Genomic DNA, 20,097 nt, shown 5'->3' with positions numbered 1-20,097 from the left:
CTTTTCATTGCAGACCAAATTGATTGTTGGTCTGTTTCTTTTTGTCATAATTTTGTAATAATCCGTCAATAATCCAATCACCCCAACACTTGAATACATACTTTAAACTAAAGGGGTGAGAAATAACGATGGAATTAATTTTATTATTTTTAGCTGCAATACTATCTGGTTTTGTATTAATGAGTGTTGAACTGGTATCATTTTTGAGCTTCTTAGGTCCAATTTTTGATATCATAGGCTCATTAGCGATGATTATTTTTTCTTTAGTACTTCTCTTTAAAGCGCTCAAGAAATTATTTAGTAAATAATTCGAGAACGCTTTCAAATATTTTTCAACAAAAAAGATCAGAGTCCATATCTGATCTTTTTCCGTTATCTATTTTTTAAAATAATTATTTCTTCTTCTGCTTTGGCTAATTTAATGAGGTGTGAATCAAGGCGGCGATTTATATGCCTAACTTCCTCACCATTACCTGAATTTCGCTTTAATTCATTTACTACATTACTCTGTACATCTTCAATACGCTGCAGTGATTCCTTTATGTCTGACAAGTCAATTTGATTAACTTCTACTCGATGCTCAATACTGTCCATTTGTTCTAAACGAGAAAGTCTATGTTCAATATTTCCTAAAGTTTTATTAAAAGATTGTATTAATGTTTTTATATCTGATATGTCCTCAGTCAATTTATTGAGTTTTTGCTCCATGTTTTTAACTCCCTTTTCGTATTACAACCATTTTATCATCTTTAGCACTTTATATATGTTACAATTTTTAAAACAACGCATTTTCGAATTTAAATTCTTTTTAGTATCCACTTTTCAGGAAGAATATTGCAGAAATATGAACTTTTTTTAAAAAAATCTCTCCCTTAAAAGATATAGTTAAAAATGTCACATGCAAATCAATTTAAAAGCCTTACTCTAATATTATAAGAAATGGACTAACACATTTCTTTCTAATTGACAGTCTATCTTATTATGGATATTACCATTTGGAAAAGGTTGGTGCATTTAATATGAACATATCTATTGATGAAAAAGCTGTAAGATGGTTTACTGATGAGTTCCAAAACAATCACGTAAGAATGTTCCCACAATATGATGGTTTTGGTGAGAAGAACAAAGGTTTTAGCTTGGCATTTTCAGCAGAAGCACCAACAAATATTGGTTTTTTGAAAGAAATAAATGGCATTAGACTATATGTAGAAGGTAATGATGTATGGTTTTTCGAAGATACAGAAACGTGGTTATCCTACAACGATGAAATAAATGAAATTCAAATTTCCTTCAAGTAAACATTAGCTATAAATTAGTTGATACCTTAATATTCTTAAATTTGGCACCCATTCTAATTGGCTGCCTTTTTTCTTTATAATTACTATTCTAAACAATATAATTGGTGTTACCAACACTACATTAAATTTGTTAACTATCATGCTAAACATATATTTCTGAAAATTAGGAATAAATTGTGAACTATGTTGCAATAACAATTTATTCGCCTTATAATGTAAGCGTAAACATAGTAAAAATTACCTATTTAAGGGGTTGGTATTATGGAACACGCTAGGCCTCAAGTCGTATTATTTAATTTAACCTTTGATTTATCAATCATCTTAACTACCACTATTTCTGCACTATTTGTTTTTATAATCGCCTATTTTTGTACAAGAAACCTTACAGAAGGTACACCAAAAAAATGGCAAAATTTTATGGAATGGATATTGGATTTTGTCAAAGACATAATGAATAATTCAATGGGTACTACTAACAACTTATTTATTTTGTCCACTGGAATATCGCTTTTAATGTATTTGTTTATTGCCAATCTGTTAGGTGTCCCGTTTTCGATCATCACAATTGAACAACACCCCGTTTCATGGTGGCGGTCTCCCACTGCTGATGCACATGTCACCATGACTTTAGCTATCATGATTATAGCCTACACACACTTCATCGACATCCGACTACATGGTTTTAAACACTTCATGTTCAGCTTCTTTAAACCTTTTAAAGCTTTGTTCGCAATCAATATATTAGAACAATTTGCTACAACTCTTACCTTAGGGCTCAGATTATTTGGTAATATATATGCAGGTGAGGTTATGTTAGCTTTACTTGCTGGTGCTGTAACACAAGGATTTTTAGTAGCTTCACTAGCTGTATTACCAATGCTTATTTGGCAAGCTTTCTGTGTTTTTATTGGTGCCATTCAGGCTTATATATTTGTTACACTTACGATGGTTTATATTGGTCACCGCTTAACATAATAAAATATTAGGAGTTGATTTATTTTGGGTGATATAACTCTGTTTGGACTACCAATCTCGTTGGGGACTATGCTGTATCAAGCTCTAATATTTACCATTTTAGTTTTTATACTAAAGAAACTAGTATTTAAAAAGTTAGTTGGTGTTTTGGACAGTAGAAAACAACATATTGAAAATCAGCTTCAATTAACAGAACAATATAAGCGTGATGCTGAAAAAAATCTAGAGCTAAGTTCTGAAGTTCTTATTCAGGCAAGAAAAGACGCTAGAGAAATAATGAAGCATAGTGAGAATGAAGCCAAATTAATATTATTGGACGCTAAAGCAGAGGCTAAAGAAATTCTGAAGGAAGTGAAAGAGGAATCATTTCGTTCCCGTTCATTTATGCATAAAGATAGTAAGGGGGCGTAAAAATATGAAACACAAATTTACAAAGTACTTAGGCAGGGTAACAGAAAACCTTGAAATAGGGTTTGAAGAAAAATTCATTTACGTTCATTACACAAAAGGAAAAACTGAAAAAACTGCATGCATTTTAAAAAATAATGATAAAACGCAAAATGAATATTTAGAGGCTTTTTTTGAAGAAAATAATGTCTCTGAAGAAATGAAGAAAGAAGTACGAAAATTTCTTAACAATGAAAAAAACTTTAACGATGAACATTGGACCGAGTTTACAAATTTTTTAATGAAAACCCTTTCGATGAATATGGTATTTGGTTTAACGGTAGCCTTAACCGTTTTCGCCTTTTATAAACTAGGATCTTTCCTAGAAGGACGCTATGGCTTCGAACCTCGGTTAACAGTCATTTTTACTTTAATAGGCATTGCGATTGGAGGATTTACCGGATACTCAATGATTCAAAAATATTTCAAAAAACCAATTCCTAAGAACGTCCAAGAAGAATATGAGTCACAAAAACAAAAAAATGAAACGACAGACTTTCCAATTATTGATGTCAGCGTTGAACAGGTTCGAAAAGCGGTAAGACAATTTTCAGATAATCTACCCAAAGGTGTATTCCGTACTATTATTGTCCAGGATGATAATAGTATCGATTTTAAACAACTAGCAAATATTTTAGGTGGGATTCCAGCGAAGAAGTTTTATATGTCCAAAGAAACCTATGATCTTTTTGAAGAAAATGAAAAGAATATTCCCGGTGAAATGGACATGGTTCAAAAAGCAGTCGACTTATATGTTAAGGAACGTAAGGAATATCCCATGCTTCGATTTGATCCACATCGAAGGGTTAACTATTATCAATTAATTCAAGATAGTTATCTAAAATCTGCACCTGAAACACAGTTTTATATTACTGAACTGGATGGACTCATAACCCATATTCGGCCAGAAAAAAGAAAAATGGAAAACTCCTCTCACTAGCGGCAGCGGAGTTTTTTTTTGCTTTTTTTCAGGATATTGAGATAATAGCAATAAATATATTTTATTTGTAAGGGCTCTTTTCTTAAACTTTATTAATTTTTATAATAAAATTTAAGAAGAAAAGAGCTTGCAAACTATAATCAAAGGCGCAAAATAACTATTTCCACGTTAAAATCGGCATTAAGATTTTAACAAAAAATATTACGAAAATAGCCTAGTGAAAAATGAGGGATACAAAGATGACGAATAAAAAGAATAAATCGCAGCATTTAGCGAAAATTTCTCTTGCTGTAATGGGAGTTGGTTTCGTAGCGACTTTCCCCTTTCAGGATTCCCTTTGGGGACTCATTCTTCAGGGGGGATTTGAAGCAGGCTTAGTTGGGGGACTAGCTGATTGGTTTGCAGTTACTGCATTGTTTCGCCACCCTTTGGGTATACCCATACCGCATACAGCCCTTTTACCAAAAAACCGCACGAGAATAATAGCTGGAATTATTAACATGTTAGAAAATGATTGGCTGACCAAAGAAAGTATCAGAAAAAAAATATCAACCATTCCATTTACCGAGAAGCTATTTAATTTAGCCAAAAATGCACTAACCGGACAGCAAGTAAGAAATGGAATCATTACATTAATCCAGCATTTACTTCATTCAGTTGACAGTGAGAAAGTTGCACCCATCATCGAAGAAGAATTAAAATTAAAACTTAAAGAAATTGACACTAGTAAATATCTTCCACTTGCGATTGATCAAATCCTAAGTAGGAAATATGACGAAAAAGCACTCGATTTTATCCTTAAGGAAATTCATGAATGGTCAAGTAAAGAAAGTACAAAAGAAAGACTTGGTCGACTTGCAGTTGATGCATTGGAAAATATTAAAGCGGATGGTTTTATGCAATTTGCTCTAAAATCTTTTACCAACATAGTGAATGAGGAAAAATTGGGAAATATTATTCAAGGTCTCATTCAAAAAGGTGTTGTAAGCTTAAGGGATCCCTATAATCAAAATAGGCAAACCCTACTTTATCATATAAACACCAAACTTCAAGATGTTAAAACAGATGAAAAACTAACTTTGGAATTGAACTTAATTAAGGAACAAATGATTTCAGATTGGAATTTAGCAGATACAATCACAAAATTTATAGAACAGCTTAAACAAAAAGCGATTACTACCATTAAATTACCCACCTTTTACGAAGGTTATCTTCTTCCACTTTTAACAAAAGCGCTTGAAAGCTTGAAAACAGATAATGAAAAAGTAACGGCAATTGAGTCTTGGATTCAGCAGCAAATTTCCATTTTTGTCGATAATAATCATGGGAAAATTGGTAATCTTGTTAAGGAAAACTTAGAAAAATTGGATGATAAAACTCTCATTGACATGATTGAAACAAATGTTGGAAAAGACCTGCAATGGATCCGTGTTAATGGTGCAGTCTGTGGTTTTCTTATCGGACTTATCCTAGTTGGAGTTAAATTGTTTTTTTAGAATTCTGGCTATCTTGTGCCTCAAGATAGCTTTTTTTATAAAAATCACTCTTAATGCGCATTCTAATGGGTAAAAATATAAAGGAGCGATATTATGAGAAAGTTTTTACTCACTCTGTTTGTAATTTTACTATCTTTTAGTCTTCCCTATCATGGAACCGTTCTAGCTGCTAAACCTTTTCAAGAACCGATTAGAGGTATTTATGTGACGGCTCCAACTACAAATAAACCTTTGTTTAATGAATTACTGGCACTCGTCAACAATACCGATTTAAACGCTATGGTCATTGATATTAAAGATGATCACGGAAATCTTACCTTCGTCCCTTCAAAAAAATCACCCTATCATCCAATTGCACGTCCATACATTACGAACCCTTCTTCACTCATGAATACGTTAAAGGCAAATAATATCTACCCAATCGCTAGAATTGTTGTCTTTAAGGACAATGTGTTAGCAAATCAGAATCCGAATTTAACGTTTAAAACCACAGGCGGATTATGGAAAAACCCACGGGGAGATTCCTTTACTAACCCCTTCCTTCAAGAAGTTTGGGATTATAATATTGGAGTGGCATTAGAAGCTGTAAAGTTAGGATTCAAAGAAATTCAATTCGATTATGTTCGATTTCCTGAGAAGTTTGAAAAAGTCGAAAATGAGCTTATCTACGACAAATCTCCCTTTCAAGGTAATAGGGTTACGGCTGTAAGTGAGTTTGTCAAATATGCAAAAGAAAAACTAACCCCCTACAATGTTAAAGTTTCCGTGGATATCTTTGGTAATGCAACGGTTATCCCTGAAGCAAGTGGAATTGGTCAGAACTTCACAAATATTGCACAGAACGTCGATGTAATCTCTGCCATGATTTATCCTAGCCATTGGACAGCCATTTTTGGCATTCCCAAACCTGATTTACAACCCTATCAATTAGTTGAGGGTTATGCCAAAGTTGAAAATGTCAGACTCAGAGAAATCACCAATCCCCCCATTTCCCGGCCATGGTTACAGGATTTTACCGCCACGTGGCTTGGACCGGGTAACTATAAGGTTTATGGAAAAAAGGAAGTGGAGGACCAAATTCGTGCCTTACATGCACAGGGAATAAATCAATATTTGATATGGAATGCTGCAAATAAATACACCCTAAACGTTGACTACACACCGTATTGAGACATGAGAAGGCAGCTATAATAAAATAGCTGCCTTCTTTTTTACATATACTTCCGATGAACACCTTTTCCATCGTATGAATAACCTTCTATTGAAAGTGAATGGTTAATGGTAATTCCCACAAATAATTACAGATAAATAGAACATCTTCCTTTTCATTTATTAGATGCTAATTGTCTCTGCCAGGCTTATAGTTATACAGACCTCTATTATCTTCATTTTCTTTATAATTATCTATAAATAACTTTCCGCCTTCTAAATAAGTTGCTAAAATTGTATCCTCCACTTTTTTTCCCTTTTTTCTAAGTTCGTTATTTAACCAATCTCGGTCTAATTGTAAGTACTTTAAATTATGATAAATAATTTGACCACAAAATCATCTTTTCCCACCTTAGCCATAAACACACTCCCCATTAACGTATTTCACTCATTCTTTTTGAAGATTAGCCTGGTACTACATACTTATCCCCTCCTTTACTATCCACTTTTCCATGATATTTGCACTTTTTTAATTTATGTTATTGGACATGGTTGATTTTCTTATGTTGCTAGTCAAAAAAAACATTTTCAGGAAAAGGGTGTTTGTCCTCGGTAACTCGTCCAATCCATAGTACATTTAGGGAATAAAATGCTTAATAGACAGGGAAAAGGAGTTGAAAAAATTGAGTAGAAGAAACAGAGAATTTGATAATCAAGGAAATCAAAGTGTGTTTAGAGGCAGTTCTAGAAATAACAATAACAACAATAACTCAAACGTCGATGTTAATGTTGATAATGAATTCGATAATGAAGTTAGAAATACTTCAGAATCAGAAGCAGAAGCAGAAGTACGTAATACAGACAGAAATACAAATATTGCCAGAGCAACTATCGAAAACTCAGGAAATGCTCGAGTAAATATTAATCTAAATAGCAGAAGCAATGCACGTGTAAGATCCGAACAAGACCAAGAAAATGATCAAGATCAAAACACCGATGTAGATGTAGATTTTTAAATAATAACAATTGTGGGTGGGATAAATGGATTCCACCCTTTATTAGGATAAATAGTTCAATAAACACTTTTTGATTTTATGGTTGTTGGGACTGGTCCTGCTGGTTCATTCCCATGTGAAAATATTGAAAGAAATTCTTCAAAAATGGTTTTTTTCCATAATATGCCTATTGCAAACTTCCATTCCTGAATAAACTAGTAATGAATCTGTTGGACAAGGAGGTGATTCGAGTGAGTAGAAGAGAGTATGATAACTCAAGAAATTTTGATACAAATTTTAATGTTAATAATGAATTCGACTTTGATTTTGACCCGAATATGGATGAAGATTCAAGAAGAAGAACTGCAAATAATCGCAGGAATATGGGTAAAAGGAATACGTCAACGTGCCAGCAACTTGCAGATATTATTGGAGGAGAGGTTATTACTTCAGCTCCTGTATGTGTTGTTCAACGCCTTCGTAATATTAATGCTACTATTTTGGGCCGCCGTACCCAATCCCCTCTAGCACTACCATTTGCTTTATCCTTTGAAAACAACATTGGCGGGAGAACGCTCAATTTAGGAGAAACAGTTATCCTTCAAAGAGAAATTAATCCTTTCCTAACTGCATTACGCCGAAGGGGAATTACAGTTACTGCTGTTCATAACCATTGGCTATTTGAAAACCCAAGACTAATGTATATGCACTGGGAAAATGTTGGAGATCCGTTTACGTTTGCTAGAAATAGTTTTGAAGCTGCTAAAGAAGTTGGTTTATTGTAAAATGGTGGCCATTTGTGATGCTTTCAATTTCACAAATGGCTTTTTATAATTACTTTTTAGGAGGTTTTTACAAATTGAAAATATTCAAATAATAAAGGCAGCTATTCTTTAATAGCTGCCTACATGGTTACAAATACTTCCGATGAACACCTTTTCCATCATACGAAAACAACATTCTCCGCTCTTCAATCATCGTCTCAATATGAACAGGTCTTCCCCATAATTGTTGAATATAGGGCAAAACCTTTTCTAAATATTTCACATCTAATTCTACACCCTCAAACCAATGCTTTAAATAAAGTTCCCCGTTTTTTAAATAGTCACCATCATTGACAGTAATGTATGGAAACCCTCCATTTACCCGCATGTTTACTAACTGATCGCGGACCTGTTCCCATTGTTTATCAACAATTTTGTAATCTCTTCCCTGTTTTTGAAACAGATACATATCTTCTCTCATAACGAGGTCTTTGTTTAAATAATTACGCAAAAACGATATGTCCGATTCCACTTCGCGAACTTCAAACATTTTTTCACGGCCAGAACCAGGCTTAACGCCTCTTCTTATCATATCTTCAGTCGGATTATCGTACCGTTCTTCAATATCCTCAAAAATCTTAATGCCAAGATAGTATGGGTTTATGCCTGTTTTTGATGGCTGGACAACTCCTGCGTTTAATTTTGCAAACTCTAGTGCCTCACCACTGGTTAAGTCCATCTCTCTAATGATTCTTTGATGCCAATAAGATGCCCAACCCTCATTCATGATTTTCGTTTCAAGCTGCGGCCAAAAATACAGCATTTCTTCTCTCATCATTGTCAAAATATCTCGCTGCCAATCCGTAAGTTCTCGGCTGTAGGATTCAATAAATAATAATAAATCTTTCTCTGGTTTGGGAGGAAATTGTTTCTTCCTCGGCTGATTTGTCTGCTTCTTGTCTTTGTCATCTAACTTCCATAAATCATCATAAGGTGATGCAGTTGGCTGTATCTCTTCTTCTACATCATCTTCCATGGACCAAGCTAGCTTAGGTCTCATTAAAGAAGGGTCAATATGTTCATCAATCGCCAATACCGCGTCTAAGAATGTTTCGATTTCCCTTTTTCCATATTGGATCTCGTAAAGACGGATTCTTTCTGCTGTTGCAGCCATACTTTCAACCATATCCCGCTTTGTATTCTGGAACCGAACATTATTCTTAAAGAAATCACAATGGGCAAGAACGTGTGCAACGATTAATTTATTTTGGATGAGTGCATTCGAATCTAATAAGAATGCATAGCAAGGATTCGAATTAATAACCAGTTCATAAATTTTACTGAGTCCTAAGTCATAATGCAGCTTCATTTTATGGAATTGCTTGCCAAAGCTCCAGTGTGAAAATCTGGTGGGCATACCATATGCACCAAAAGTGTAAATGATTTCCGCTGGACAAATTTCATACCGCATCGGATAAAAGTCTAAACCAAATCCACGGGCTATTTCAGTTATCTCACTAATTGCATATTCAAGTGCTTTGCGATCGTCCCCATTCATCTCCATTCCCCCTTTTACCTCTTACCACAATGTATGAAGTAAATCTGGGATTGATGAAACAAGATTTTTGTTGTCACTTGTTTAGAATGTTATACAGGTAAAAGTTGAAAACCGCGTTAGAACGGATTGTCCAACATTTTCTGTGAAAGTTATCGCTAAAATATCATAAAATAACTTCAACTCCTAGTAAGGAGGAGACAAAACAAATGAATAAAATGGATTATGATCGAGCCTTGTATTATACACATCGCTCTGAATGGGATAATTTACTGATACTCATGGTGCGTACAAAAGACCAATTGTTATCAAAGCGGATAGAGCAATTCCTGCATGCTTACAACTTTGAACGTGACTATTCAGTTATTGAAAACAAATTATATTCGCTACTTCGTTATATCGACCATGCTAACGAAACCATTGATCCTGAAAATAATGAGTTACCGATGTATAGTCTTTCCTGAAATACCAAGTGGATACTATTATTGTTGAGAAATGTTTACCCAACCGGACCAAAGAATTCCACCAAAAAAAACGGCTTCCTACCGGAAGCCGTTAAAATATCTATATTAAGCAATAGGATATTGTTGTACAAGAGGATGTAGTACAATCTCATCAATGACCATATACTTAGGCGCTGAAGCCATATACACAACTGCATTAGCAATATCTTCAACTTTAAGCCAATCCTGTTTCTCTGGTAATCCTTGTGTCGATTCGGCAAAATAGGTATCAACCATACCCGGGTTGATGGTTCCCACTCGTATGCCATACTCACGTACTTCTTGGGAGACAGAACCAGAAAAGCCTTGTACAGCATATTTAGTTGCGGTATAAGCAGCACCGTTGGGAATGGTATATCTGGCTACATCCGAAGCAATCGTAATAATGGTACCTGTTCTACGCTCTTTCATATGTGGCAGAACAGCTTTCGTAGCAAGAAACACACCCTGTACATTTACTTCAAACACCTTTTTCCATTCTTCAAGCGACACTTCCTCTGTTAGTTTAAAGAATCCGGCACCAGCATTATTCACCAACATATCCACATGACCATATTCCTCAATGGTTTTCTTAACCACCTGCTGCAAGTCTTCTTCTTTAGATACATCAGCTTGAATTGGCAGTATATGAGGGAATCCTTTTTTCTTTAGTTCATCAGCCGTTTCTGAAATTTGGGCTGAACTCCCTATAATTGCTAATTTCATTCCTTGCTCAGCAAGTTTAGCCGCAATTTCTTTACCAATTCCTCTTGAAGCACCCGTGACAATCGCTATTTGACCCTTTAACATATTTTCATACCTTTCGTATTGAAATACTTAGATGAGTGTTGAAAAATTAGTTACCTGTCACCATTTTGATTTTTTCGTCAACAAGCCCCATAAAATTACTTTCAATTTCAAGTAATTTATTCCTGCTTTCAGCCAAACTATCGCTATTCACACCAAAGTAAAATTTCACTTTTGGTTCTGTACCCGAAGGTCTCAAGCATACCCAAGAACCATCTGTAAATGTATATTTTAAGACATTTGATTTCGGTAAATCGATCTTCTCTTCTCCATTAGTTGTTTGTCGAATACTAGTTAAGTAATCCTCTGATATTGAAATCGTTAAATTACCAAGTTTCTTTATTGGCTCAGAACGGAAAGAAGCTAGAATCTGCTGAATTTGTTCCGCACCTTCTTTACCTTTTAATGTTAACGACCTAAGACCTTCCTGATAATAACCATACTTTTCAAATACTTGCAGTAAGCCCTCATAAAGCGATTTACCCTGTTTTTTATAGTGGGCACACACTTCAACAGCTAAAATAGCTGCTTGAACGGCATCTTTATCCCGTGCAAAATCTCCAATAAGGTAACCATAACTTTCTTCATAACCAAATAAGAAAGAATTCTCTCCCGTTAACTCATATTCTTTTATCTTTTCAGCAATAAATTTAAAACCTGTTAAGACATCAAAGGTAGGTAAATTATATGCTTGAGCGATTTTTCTGCCGATTTCAGATGTCACAATCGTTTTTAGGACAACTCCATTTGTCGGAAGAGTCCCTTTGCTCTGTTTTTGAGTGAGGATATAATCTAACAATAATGCACCGGTTTGATTCCCTGTTAAAACAATATACTCTCCTTCATGATTACGCACTGCTATTCCTAAACGATCTGCATCTGGGTCAGTTGCGATTAAAAGGTCAGCTCCAACTTTTTTACCATCCCTTATTGCTAATTCAAACGCTGCATGTTCCTCAGGATTTGGGCTTTTTACGGTTGAAAATTCAGGATCTGGCAATTCCTGTTCCTTCACAACGGTTACGTTTGTATATCCTAATGCTTCTAAAGCTGAGCGAACAGGCTTATTCGCAGTCCCATGCAATGGTGTAAATACGATTTTTACATCTATTTCATTTGCGATGCCTGGATTTTCAGAAATAGTTTTTAGTTTTTCGATATAAGCTTGGTCAATTTCCGCACCGATTGTGTTAATTAATCCAAGGGCTCTGAGATTTTCCTCAGTATCAACCTCAATTAACAATTCGTTCTCTATTTCGTTAACCTTCGAAATTACCACGTCTGCAGCATCCGGCGGTAACTGACCACCGTCTGAACCATATACTTTATATCCGTTATATTCCGGCGGGTTATGGCTAGCCGTAATGACTATTCCTGAAAAGGCATTTAAATACCTTAAGGCAAACGAAAGTTCAGGAGTTGGTCTTAATTCATCAAACACATATGTTTTTATTCCTTTAGTGGCAAGTGTTTTGGCAGCCTCCATACAAAACTCTGGAGATTTATGTCTTGAATCGTAGGCAATGACCACACCCCGTTGTTTTGCCTCACTACCTTGTTCGTCTATGTATGCAGCTAATCCAGCAGAAGCTTTGCGAACAGTATACAGGTTCATACGATTGGTTCCTACACCAATTTCTCCTCGCATTCCGCCTGTACCGAACTCAAGATTTTTATAAAAAACTTCCTCAAGCTGTTTCTCATCATTCTTTATTTCCTCAATCTGTTGTTTTAACTCATCATTTAAAGTAGAAAACTCAAGCCATCTCGTTGCATTCTCTTTCCAATTCATGATTTTTTCCTCCTTGTCCCTTACATATTTATATTGTTTGATTCTCCAATAAACTTACACCTATTTATTGTATATTTTATCTCTGTTAGTTCCAAGGATAATTAATAAAAAAATGCCTGCAATCGCAGACATCTTTCCGAACTTATATAAGGACTTCATTTGCGGCTTTGATATAAATACTAAAGATACTATTTTTCATAGTCCTTGCTTCAACAAATTGTTCAAACCCAAACGGAAAGAAAAGACCATATTCCTGCAGGGTGGAAACATTCCTGTTAAATAATGCTGCATATTGTTCATCAAGAGATGGCGACTCAAGTATTGAGATAACCGTCTGCATACTGGCCATTACTTGAAAAGCATCTTTTAATGTATTAAAGTCTTCTGGTGTATGCAATACTTTTAATTGATCAAACTCACTAATTTCCTCATCCGTAAAATAGAGTGGAAAAACAGAAGAATAGATATAACTCACAAGTCCACAAATTTCTTCTTCCTGTCCCGGCGTCGGGGCAAAAACAATTTTCACTTGTAACCCACCTTTGCGATAACAATAATCTATCGTAATATATATACATAAGAATAGCACAGAAAAAGACTCATTTACGTTGGTAATTAAAACCACGTTATTACTTTAGGGAATTTCCAAGTAAAAAGAGAGGGAGTTAAAATGCTGAAAACAACGCGAAAAGGCAACTGGATGGAATTGATTACACCAAAAAAATGGCAAGGAAAAACCATTGAGGATATACTTCGAAACGAATGGGAGGTCCCAAGAAAACTAACTCATTTATTCCGCATGGAACATAAAATACAAGTAAATGGAAACAAAGCCAATTGGAGTATACCGCTCGTAACAGGAGATAAGGTTCTTATTAAATTATTTGATGAAGAGGACCAAAATTCCATTCCCGCTTTCTTTTATGATGTACAAGTCTTGTTTGAAGATGATCATGTAATTGTTTTTAATAAACCACCTTTTATGAACACACATCCTAATGATGAAAAGGATCAAAATACACTTGTAAATGCAGCAAAGTTCTATCTTGAATCAAAAGGTGAAAATGGTAATATACACCAGATACATCGCTTAGACAAGGACACTACTGGTGCTATCCTCTTTGCGAAACACTCGCTTGCCGGTGCGATCTTAGATCGAATGCTCGAAAAACGTGAAATTAAAAGGACCTATTTGGCAATTATCCAGGGTCATATAAACAAGAAGAAAGGGACCATCGATGAACCAATAGGACGGGACCGTCATCATCCCACTAGAAGAAGAGTTTCTCCATCTGGCCAAAACGCCATCACACATTATCAATTCATTAAAGTTGAAAACAGTAATTCGTATGTTAAGTGCTGGCTTGAAACAGGGAGGACCCATCAAATACGTGTTCATTTTAGCCACATCGGTCACCCTTTAATTGGGGATATATTATATGGAGGGAAACCAACCTACGATAGGCAGGCACTTCATGCTGCAAAATTAGCATTCACACACCCCATTACTGGTGAAGAGATCATTTGCTATGCTCCAATGATTGATAAATCTCCTATATTCAAAGACATTGATGTCTATAGTTTATAATCAATAAAGACCTCCCCTTCTTTTAAAAGGGAGGCCTTTATTTTATTTATCTGTCTGTTTTCCTGAATGCTCTCATTACAAGTGACAGCAGGAAGACTAAGACTACAGCCCCGATAATGGCCGGGATAATGGCAAAATCAGCCACATTTGGTCCCCAATTTCCTAGAAGTAAAGTACCTAGCCATGCACCAATAAAACCAGCAATAATATTACCAAAAATACCACCTGGAATATCCCTACCAACAATAAGACCAGCTAACCAGCCAATAACGCCACCAACGATTAATGCCCAAATGAAACTCATTCAGAACACTCCTTTTTTGTAAATATCTTTTTATAACACGGTTATTTATAAATCATGGCACCCGTGTAACCATTAAAGTACCCATTTTATTAAAAAACATTCTTAAGAAATACAGTTAGCAAAAAATATACATAATTGTATTTCCTCAGGTTACATTAATGGAATATCTATGGTTATAGCATTGAAAAATTTGCAGAATATTCTTTTGTTAAGTTTTTGTAAATTACGTTAACTTTTTGTATTTTTTTAAGTATTTTTCCGCTAAAATGATATCCGTTGTCGTAACTACTTATACATACTTTAGGGGGATTCAAAATGGCAAAAAAGGTTGATAAATTTTCTGCTTTATTAAGTAATATTTCTTCTAACTTAAAGGAAGGTGCAATTTACTTTACTGATTATAAATTAAAAAATGTAAGTGATTTGAAAATTTTCTCTGAAAAAATGAAAGAAATTGAAACGAAGGGTGATACCTTTGTTCATGAAGTAATTAAACAATTAAATGATGCATTTATCACTCCTATTGAACGTGAAGATATTCTTCATCTAGCAAACAGTATGGATGATGTTTTGGACGGCCTTGAAGCAACAGCAGCATTATTTGAAATGTATTCCATTACACAGGCAGATGATTTTATGCTTCAATTTGTTAGTGCCATAAAATCCAGTGTTCATGAAATTGATAAAGCAATTGAATTGTTAGCAAGTAAAAAATTGCCTCAAATGAGGGAGCATGCAATAAAAATTAAAGATTACGAATCAAAATGCGATAACATTTTACGTCAATCGATTAAGCATTTATTCGCAGTCGAAAAAGATCCAATAAGGATTATTCAGTTTAAGGAAATTTATGAAAATCTCGAAGAAATTGCTGATAGCTGTCAGTCAGTTGCTAATACACTTGAAGCCATCATCATGAAAAATGCGTAAGGAGCACACAAATGGAAATATTAATTATTTTAGTTGTCGTTGGTGCCCTTGTATTTGACTTTATAAATGGGTTCCATGATACGGCTAACTCAATCGCTACCTCTGTTTCTACAAAGGCTCTTAAACCACGTCATGCCATTCTTTTAGCTGCAATTATGAACTTTGTTGGTGCAATGACGTTTACAGGTGTCGCTAAGTCAATTTCTAAGGATATTGTTGATCCTTTTACACTTGAAAATGGGTCTGTCGTTATTCTTGCAGCACTTATTTCAGCCATTTTTTGGAACTTACTTACATGGTATTTCGGAATCCCTAGTAGTTCTTCCCATGCGATAATTGGTTCAATTGCGGGAGCGGCTATGGCTTCAGCAGGGTTTGGCGCACTTAACTACACTGGATTTCTTAAGATATTAGAAGCACTTATCCTTTCACCAATATTGGCTTTTGCGGTCGGCTATATTGTTTACAGTATTTTTAAAGTAGTATTTAAGAATGCAAATTTAGCTAAAACAAATCGAAACTTTCGCTATATGCAAATCGCAACAGCAGCACTTCAATCTTATTCCCATGGTACGAATGATGCCCAAAAAGCAATGGGGATAATCACGATGGCCCTTATTGCCAACGGTTACCTAGGTGCAAATGCAGATGTTCCGTTTTGGGTACAATTCTCTTGTGCACTTGCAATGGGTCTAGGAACGTCAGTGGGTGGCTGGAAGATTATTAAAACTGTTGGTGGAAAAATCATGAAGATTAGACCAATTAATGGGGTAGCTGCAGATTTGACTGGTGCAGCTGTTATTTTCGGTGCTACATTCTTGCATGTACCAGTTAGTACAACACATGTTATTTCTTCAGGAATTCTAGGAGTGGGAGCTTCTCATCGATTAAAGGGTGTAAAATGGGATACAGCTCAAAGAATGCTGATTACCTGGGTAATTACCCTCCCTATATCAGCAGCAATAGCAGCCATTTGTTTTTTCATCTTAGATCTGTTTTTTTAAACAATACGTTTCAAGAGGATGGTATTTTCCATCCTCTTTTTTTATTGTGAACACTTCTAAATGTAATTCATCTTCATACTTTTTAAGTAGGGACAAGTTTTGGAGTGATCGCCATGAAACATAAAATTATCGCTATGCTTATTGGCAGTTTATTACTAAGTCTTGGTGTCAATGGTTTTCTAGTGCCCTATCATCTGCTTGATGGAGGCGTTATTGGCTTAGGGCTAATCATGCACTATTTTTACGGCTGGCCAACTGGCCTTAGTATGATCGTTTTAAGTCTTCCTCTCTATATCTTGGCATGGTTTTTTGAAAGAAGGTATTTTTATTACAGTCTGCATGGACTGATTATCTCTTCCTTTTGCATTGACTTACTCTCGTTTATTAATGGAAAAATACAGCTAGGTATTTTTCCTAGTACGGTCATTGGCGGCATCCTTGTAGGTGTTGGGATTGGTTTAATGCTCCGCTATGAAACAAGTACGGGTGGAACAGATTTACTAGCACAAATCCTTACAAAATTCACCTCTATCAATGTTGGGCTCATCATTTTTTTACTTGATAGTCTTGTTATTGCAAGCGGAATTGGAGTGGTAGGATTAGAAAAATTTTTCTATTCTCTTCTTGCAATTATTTTTGTTGCCTTGATGACGTCGATAACCGTTATTAAAAGGCCAGAAATATATTAATGCAAAAAGAAGAACCTACATAAGTGGGTTCTTTTAACGTACATTTATTTTAATGACTTCGCTTTTTCCGTGCAGCTTTCCATTGCAGAAAGTATTGAACCACGAAATTGCTTCTTCTCAAGGACAGCAACAGCATCTATCGTTGCTCCGCCTGGCGTACAAACATCATCCTTAAGTTTACCGGGGTGACTTTCAGTTTCTAGTACCATTTTAGCAGCGCCAAGGACTGCCTGTGCCGCCAGACGGTATGCCTTATCTCTTGGAATTCCTTGCATTACACCTCCATCAGCCATTGCTTCAATCAACAGGTACACATAGGCTGGGGATGAACCACTTATAGCTGGAACAGCATCCATTAAGTTTTCTTCAAGCCTCTCTGTTTTACTAAAGGTATTGAAAAGACGCTCAACCATCAAAACATCTTCCTCACTAAGCCGATTATTGGGACAAATAGCGCACATTCCCTCGCCAACCAATGAAGGGGTGTTGGGCATTGTCCGAACAGCCTTCATACGAATACCAAATGCATTATCTATATCCTCTAAGGTAATCCCAGCAGCAATTGTAATAATAATACAATCCTGATTGAGTTCATTTTTTATCTCTCCAATTACTTCAGTATATTGGTTAGGCTTTACAGCTAGGAAAAGAATATCAGCACCCCTAGCTACTTCTAAATTATTATTGGTGGCAGCAATTAGATAGTTTGTTTTAATTTTATCAACCGTACTTATTGATTTAGCACTAGCAATCATATTTTCTTTTGGTATTATCTTTGATTTTAAGATACCTTCAATCATCGCTTGGGCCATTTTTCCAGCACCAATGAATCCGATTTTTTTATTCAAAAAATCCTCCCCTTTTCTACTTCATTCCTTTAATGGATATAAAAATACATCCTTCCACCAATCAACCTTTTTCGATTGCGATATTATTAATATCTGTCCATCCTAACAATTATACTCATAAGCAGGAGACATTAAAAAAGACAGGAAACTGGTCTCCTGTCTATACATTTATTTTGTTATGCCAATCTATAATTAATAATCGCTTAAAGATCGTTCGCCTTTACTAATCGATACTCCAGAACTTGCACCAATACGAGTGGCTCCAGCTTCAACCATTGCAAGTGCGTCCTCTAAACTGCGTACACCTCCAGAAGCTTTAACACCAATCTCTGGTCCTACTGTTTCACGCATTAAACGGATATCTTCAACAGTAGCTCCACCAGTTGAAAACCCGGTAGAAGTTTTTACAAAATCTGCGCCAGCTTTTACTGCGAGTTCGCAAGCTCTTACCTTTTCTTCATTTGTTAATAGACATGTCTCAATAATAACCTTTGTTAATGCTTTTCCTTTTGCTGCCTCAACAACTGCTGTGATATCTTTTTTGACTAGGTCATCTTGTTTATCTTTAAGTGCGGAAATATTGATAACCATATCGATTTCATTTGCACCATTTTCAATTGCATTCTTTGTTTCAAATGCTTTTGTTTCTGATGTAGACGCACCTAAAGGAAATCCGATTACTGTACATACTTTAACTTCTGGGGTATCTTTAAGCATTTCTGCTGCTATTTTTACCCAAGTTGGGTTAACACACACAGAAGCAAATGAATATTCTTTTGCTTCTTCCACTAACTTCACGATTGCTTCTTTTGTTGCATCTGCTTTTAATAATGTATGATCAATCATTTTAGTAACATTTTGAGTCATCATGTAACCTCCATATTTTTAATTTACTTTTGTACCTTCACAATTTAACTATAACAAAGAAATTGAACATTTGTAAACAGTTATTTGAACAAATGTAAAGTAATTATTTTTTATCAAGAAGGAACTTGGCAGTGAATTGGTCCGTTATTAAAACATTAGCATACTGTCCTTTTAGTGCACCGTAAATGCCTTCAATTTTATTGGGTCCACCTGCAACGAGTATCGAATATTCCTTTTGCCGCAGGTCCTCGAGTTTAACGCCAAGTGTTCTTTCATTCAGACTTTCATTACATACTGCACCATCTTTATCAAAAAAACGAGAACAAATATCCCCGACTGCTTTTTCATTTAATGCCTTCTGGTCACTTTCAGTAAAATAACCCATTTGAAATAATAAGGAATCCTTTTTAATAGAACCAATCGTAAACAATGCTATGTTAGCTTGCTTACCCAGTTCAAGGATTTTATGAATATGACGATCAGCCTCCATTGCCTGTTTTACCACAACATGGTCCACGATTGCCGGCAAGGGAAGATTAAGGGGAGTAGTATTGTAGGCCTTCCCAAAAAGGTACAAGATTTCAGAGGCATACGTATTTGTTTCTGCGTGGCTGACGCCTCCTTTTAATTGGACAACCTTGACGCCTTTGACAAATTTCTGCTTTAACTCTACGGCAATATGGTACACCGTCGTGCCCCAGGTTACCCCGATAATATCTTGATCCTTTACAATTTCATCGAGAAATAATGCTGCTTTTTCACCGAGATAATTTTTTATTATATGATCTTCAAATTGCGGAATTGAGGCAACGATTGCCCTTTTTAAGTTGAACTTTTTTTCCAATTGTGCGGCCAGATTTTCAACATCCTCAGTTGGGTCCATGATCGTAATTTGAACAATTCCCTTTTCTTTTGCTTGTTGTAATAGACGCGAAACGGTGGGGCGTGAAATACCCAATACCTTAGCAATTTCGTTTTGATTATAATCCAATATGTAATATAATTTTGCTGCTTCAATTATCTTACTTAATTTCTCACGGTCCACTGTTCATCACCTTCGATCCAGACTTTTCTCCATTATAACAAGATATGATATTTTTTTCATTTGTAAAATATAGTTTGAACAATATTTCAATTTTCCCCTCTTGTACCATTGTTGTATTTTCA

Annotated in this window: 24 protein-coding genes; 13 read left to right on the top strand and 11 right to left on the bottom strand. The window is 35.4% G+C overall.

All coding sequences use genetic code 11. The features are described from left to right. Positions 1–4 precede the first annotated feature (4 nt). Both V7124_RS15425 and V7124_RS15420 read right to left on the bottom strand, forming a co-directional pair. The gene (locus tag V7124_RS15425) at positions 5–289 is read right to left on the bottom strand and encodes a hypothetical protein (RefSeq protein ID WP_335490567.1); all 285 of its coding nucleotides are present in this window, start codon (positions 287–289) and stop codon (positions 5–7) included. Positions 290–372: 83 nt separating this feature from the next. After that, a complete protein-coding gene (locus V7124_RS15420; RefSeq protein ID WP_335411180.1) occupies positions 373–708 on the bottom strand; it encodes a hypothetical protein in 336 nt (111 codons plus the stop codon). Positions 709–995: 287 nt separating this feature from the next. Between V7124_RS15420 and V7124_RS15415 the strand changes: the two genes are divergently transcribed. From V7124_RS15415 to V7124_RS15390, 6 genes are all read left to right on the top strand, one after another. After that, positions 996–1,298: a HesB/YadR/YfhF family protein gene (locus V7124_RS15415; RefSeq protein ID WP_335411181.1), complete on the top strand. Its 303-nt coding sequence runs from the start codon at positions 996–998 to the stop codon at positions 1,296–1,298. A gap of 261 nt (positions 1,299–1,559) precedes the next feature. Next, positions 1,560–2,273, top strand: coding sequence for a F0F1 ATP synthase subunit A (gene atpB / locus V7124_RS15410; RefSeq protein WP_335490544.1), 714 nt, complete (start codon positions 1,560–1,562; stop codon positions 2,271–2,273). A gap of 24 nt (positions 2,274–2,297) precedes the next feature. Beyond that, positions 2,298–2,684 carry an ATP synthase F0 subunit B gene (locus V7124_RS15405; protein ID WP_335490541.1) on the top strand — a complete coding sequence of 129 codons (387 nt, stop codon included), beginning with the start codon at positions 2,298–2,300 and terminating at the stop codon, positions 2,682–2,684. Positions 2,685–2,688: 4 nt separating this feature from the next. Next, on the top strand, positions 2,689–3,660 hold the full coding sequence (locus V7124_RS15400; RefSeq protein WP_335490538.1) for a DUF3939 domain-containing protein: 972 nt from the start codon (positions 2,689–2,691) through the stop codon (positions 3,658–3,660). A 239-nt stretch (positions 3,661–3,899) separates the two neighbouring features. Continuing rightward, on the top strand, positions 3,900–5,156 hold the full coding sequence (locus tag V7124_RS15395) for a DUF445 domain-containing protein (protein ID WP_335490535.1): 1,257 nt from the start codon (positions 3,900–3,902) through the stop codon (positions 5,154–5,156). A 93-nt stretch (positions 5,157–5,249) separates the two neighbouring features. Next, positions 5,250–6,326 carry a putative glycoside hydrolase gene (locus V7124_RS15390; RefSeq protein ID WP_335490533.1) on the top strand — a complete coding sequence of 359 codons (1,077 nt, stop codon included), beginning with the start codon at positions 5,250–5,252 and terminating at the stop codon, positions 6,324–6,326. Between the two features lie 169 nt (positions 6,327–6,495). Here V7124_RS15390 and V7124_RS26290 read toward each other — a convergent pair whose 3' ends face one another. Continuing rightward, positions 6,496–6,687: a hypothetical protein gene (locus tag V7124_RS26290; protein WP_420490548.1), complete on the bottom strand. Its 192-nt coding sequence runs from the start codon at positions 6,685–6,687 to the stop codon at positions 6,496–6,498. 301 nt (positions 6,688–6,988) lie between these two features. Here V7124_RS26290 and V7124_RS15385 point away from each other — a divergent pair, with 301 nt between their 5' ends. Together V7124_RS15385 and V7124_RS15380 are read left to right on the top strand one after the other, a co-directional pair. Further along, entirely contained in the window at positions 6,989–7,321 is a 333-nt protein-coding gene (locus V7124_RS15385) for a hypothetical protein (RefSeq protein WP_335411188.1), read from the top strand. Between the two features lie 230 nt (positions 7,322–7,551). Beyond that, entirely contained in the window at positions 7,552–8,085 is a 534-nt protein-coding gene (locus V7124_RS15380; RefSeq protein ID WP_420490547.1) for a DUF1259 domain-containing protein, read from the top strand. A gap of 127 nt (positions 8,086–8,212) precedes the next feature. Here V7124_RS15380 and V7124_RS15375 read toward each other — a convergent pair whose 3' ends face one another. Further along, positions 8,213–9,622 carry a SpoVR family protein gene (locus tag V7124_RS15375; RefSeq protein WP_335411189.1) on the bottom strand — a complete coding sequence of 470 codons (1,410 nt, stop codon included), beginning with the start codon at positions 9,620–9,622 and terminating at the stop codon, positions 8,213–8,215. A 206-nt stretch (positions 9,623–9,828) separates the two neighbouring features. Here V7124_RS15375 and V7124_RS15370 point away from each other — a divergent pair, with 206 nt between their 5' ends. Next, on the top strand, positions 9,829–10,083 hold the full coding sequence (locus V7124_RS15370; RefSeq protein WP_335411191.1) for a YhdB family protein: 255 nt from the start codon (positions 9,829–9,831) through the stop codon (positions 10,081–10,083). Positions 10,084–10,188: 105 nt separating this feature from the next. Here V7124_RS15370 and V7124_RS15365 read toward each other — a convergent pair whose 3' ends face one another. From V7124_RS15365 to V7124_RS15355, 3 genes are all read right to left on the bottom strand, one after another. Next, entirely contained in the window at positions 10,189–10,911 is a 723-nt protein-coding gene (locus tag V7124_RS15365) for an SDR family oxidoreductase (RefSeq protein WP_335490530.1), read from the bottom strand. Between the two features lie 46 nt (positions 10,912–10,957). Then, positions 10,958–12,700: a phospho-sugar mutase gene (locus V7124_RS15360; protein WP_335490527.1), complete on the bottom strand. Its 1,743-nt coding sequence runs from the start codon at positions 12,698–12,700 to the stop codon at positions 10,958–10,960. Between the two features lie 142 nt (positions 12,701–12,842). Beyond that, positions 12,843–13,229, bottom strand: a complete 387-nt coding sequence (locus V7124_RS15355; RefSeq protein ID WP_335411196.1) for a YhcU family protein — start codon at positions 13,227–13,229, stop codon at positions 12,843–12,845. Between the two features lie 141 nt (positions 13,230–13,370). On the opposite strand from V7124_RS15355, the gene V7124_RS15350 reads away from it, so the two are divergent. Then, positions 13,371–14,288: an RluA family pseudouridine synthase gene (locus V7124_RS15350; RefSeq protein ID WP_335411197.1), complete on the top strand. Its 918-nt coding sequence runs from the start codon at positions 13,371–13,373 to the stop codon at positions 14,286–14,288. A gap of 46 nt (positions 14,289–14,334) precedes the next feature. Here V7124_RS15350 and V7124_RS15345 read toward each other — a convergent pair whose 3' ends face one another. After that, entirely contained in the window at positions 14,335–14,592 is a 258-nt protein-coding gene (locus tag V7124_RS15345; protein WP_335411198.1) for a GlsB/YeaQ/YmgE family stress response membrane protein, read from the bottom strand. 315 nt (positions 14,593–14,907) lie between these two features. Here V7124_RS15345 and V7124_RS15340 point away from each other — a divergent pair, with 315 nt between their 5' ends. The 3 genes from V7124_RS15340 (at position 14,908) to V7124_RS15330 (ending at position 17,215) form a co-directional block, all read left to right on the top strand. After that, positions 14,908–15,522 carry a DUF47 domain-containing protein gene (locus tag V7124_RS15340; RefSeq protein ID WP_335490524.1) on the top strand — a complete coding sequence of 205 codons (615 nt, stop codon included), beginning with the start codon at positions 14,908–14,910 and terminating at the stop codon, positions 15,520–15,522. A gap of 11 nt (positions 15,523–15,533) precedes the next feature. Continuing rightward, on the top strand, positions 15,534–16,526 hold the full coding sequence (locus V7124_RS15335) for an inorganic phosphate transporter (protein WP_335411201.1): 993 nt from the start codon (positions 15,534–15,536) through the stop codon (positions 16,524–16,526). Between the two features lie 113 nt (positions 16,527–16,639). Continuing rightward, a complete protein-coding gene (locus V7124_RS15330) occupies positions 16,640–17,215 on the top strand; it encodes a YitT family protein (protein ID WP_335411202.1) in 576 nt (191 codons plus the stop codon). Positions 17,216–17,259: 44 nt separating this feature from the next. Here the strand turns inward: V7124_RS15330 and proC are convergent, their stop codons facing one another. From proC to V7124_RS15315, 3 genes are all read right to left on the bottom strand, one after another. Continuing rightward, on the bottom strand, positions 17,260–18,063 hold the full coding sequence (gene proC, locus V7124_RS15325) for a pyrroline-5-carboxylate reductase (RefSeq protein ID WP_335490520.1): 804 nt from the start codon (positions 18,061–18,063) through the stop codon (positions 17,260–17,262). A 192-nt stretch (positions 18,064–18,255) separates the two neighbouring features. Then, entirely contained in the window at positions 18,256–18,930 is a 675-nt protein-coding gene (gene deoC, locus V7124_RS15320; protein ID WP_335411207.1) for a deoxyribose-phosphate aldolase, read from the bottom strand. Positions 18,931–19,033: 103 nt separating this feature from the next. Then, positions 19,034–19,975 carry a sugar-binding transcriptional regulator gene (locus tag V7124_RS15315; RefSeq protein ID WP_335411208.1) on the bottom strand — a complete coding sequence of 314 codons (942 nt, stop codon included), beginning with the start codon at positions 19,973–19,975 and terminating at the stop codon, positions 19,034–19,036. Positions 19,976–20,097 lie beyond the last annotated feature (122 nt).

This window comes from Neobacillus niacini, from assembly GCF_036961885.1.
Taxonomy (GTDB): domain Bacteria; phylum Bacillota; class Bacilli; order Bacillales; family Cytobacillaceae; genus Neobacillus; species Neobacillus niacini_H.
Note: the sequence above shows the minus strand (reverse complement) of the source record. Positions and strands in the feature narration are given on the sequence as shown.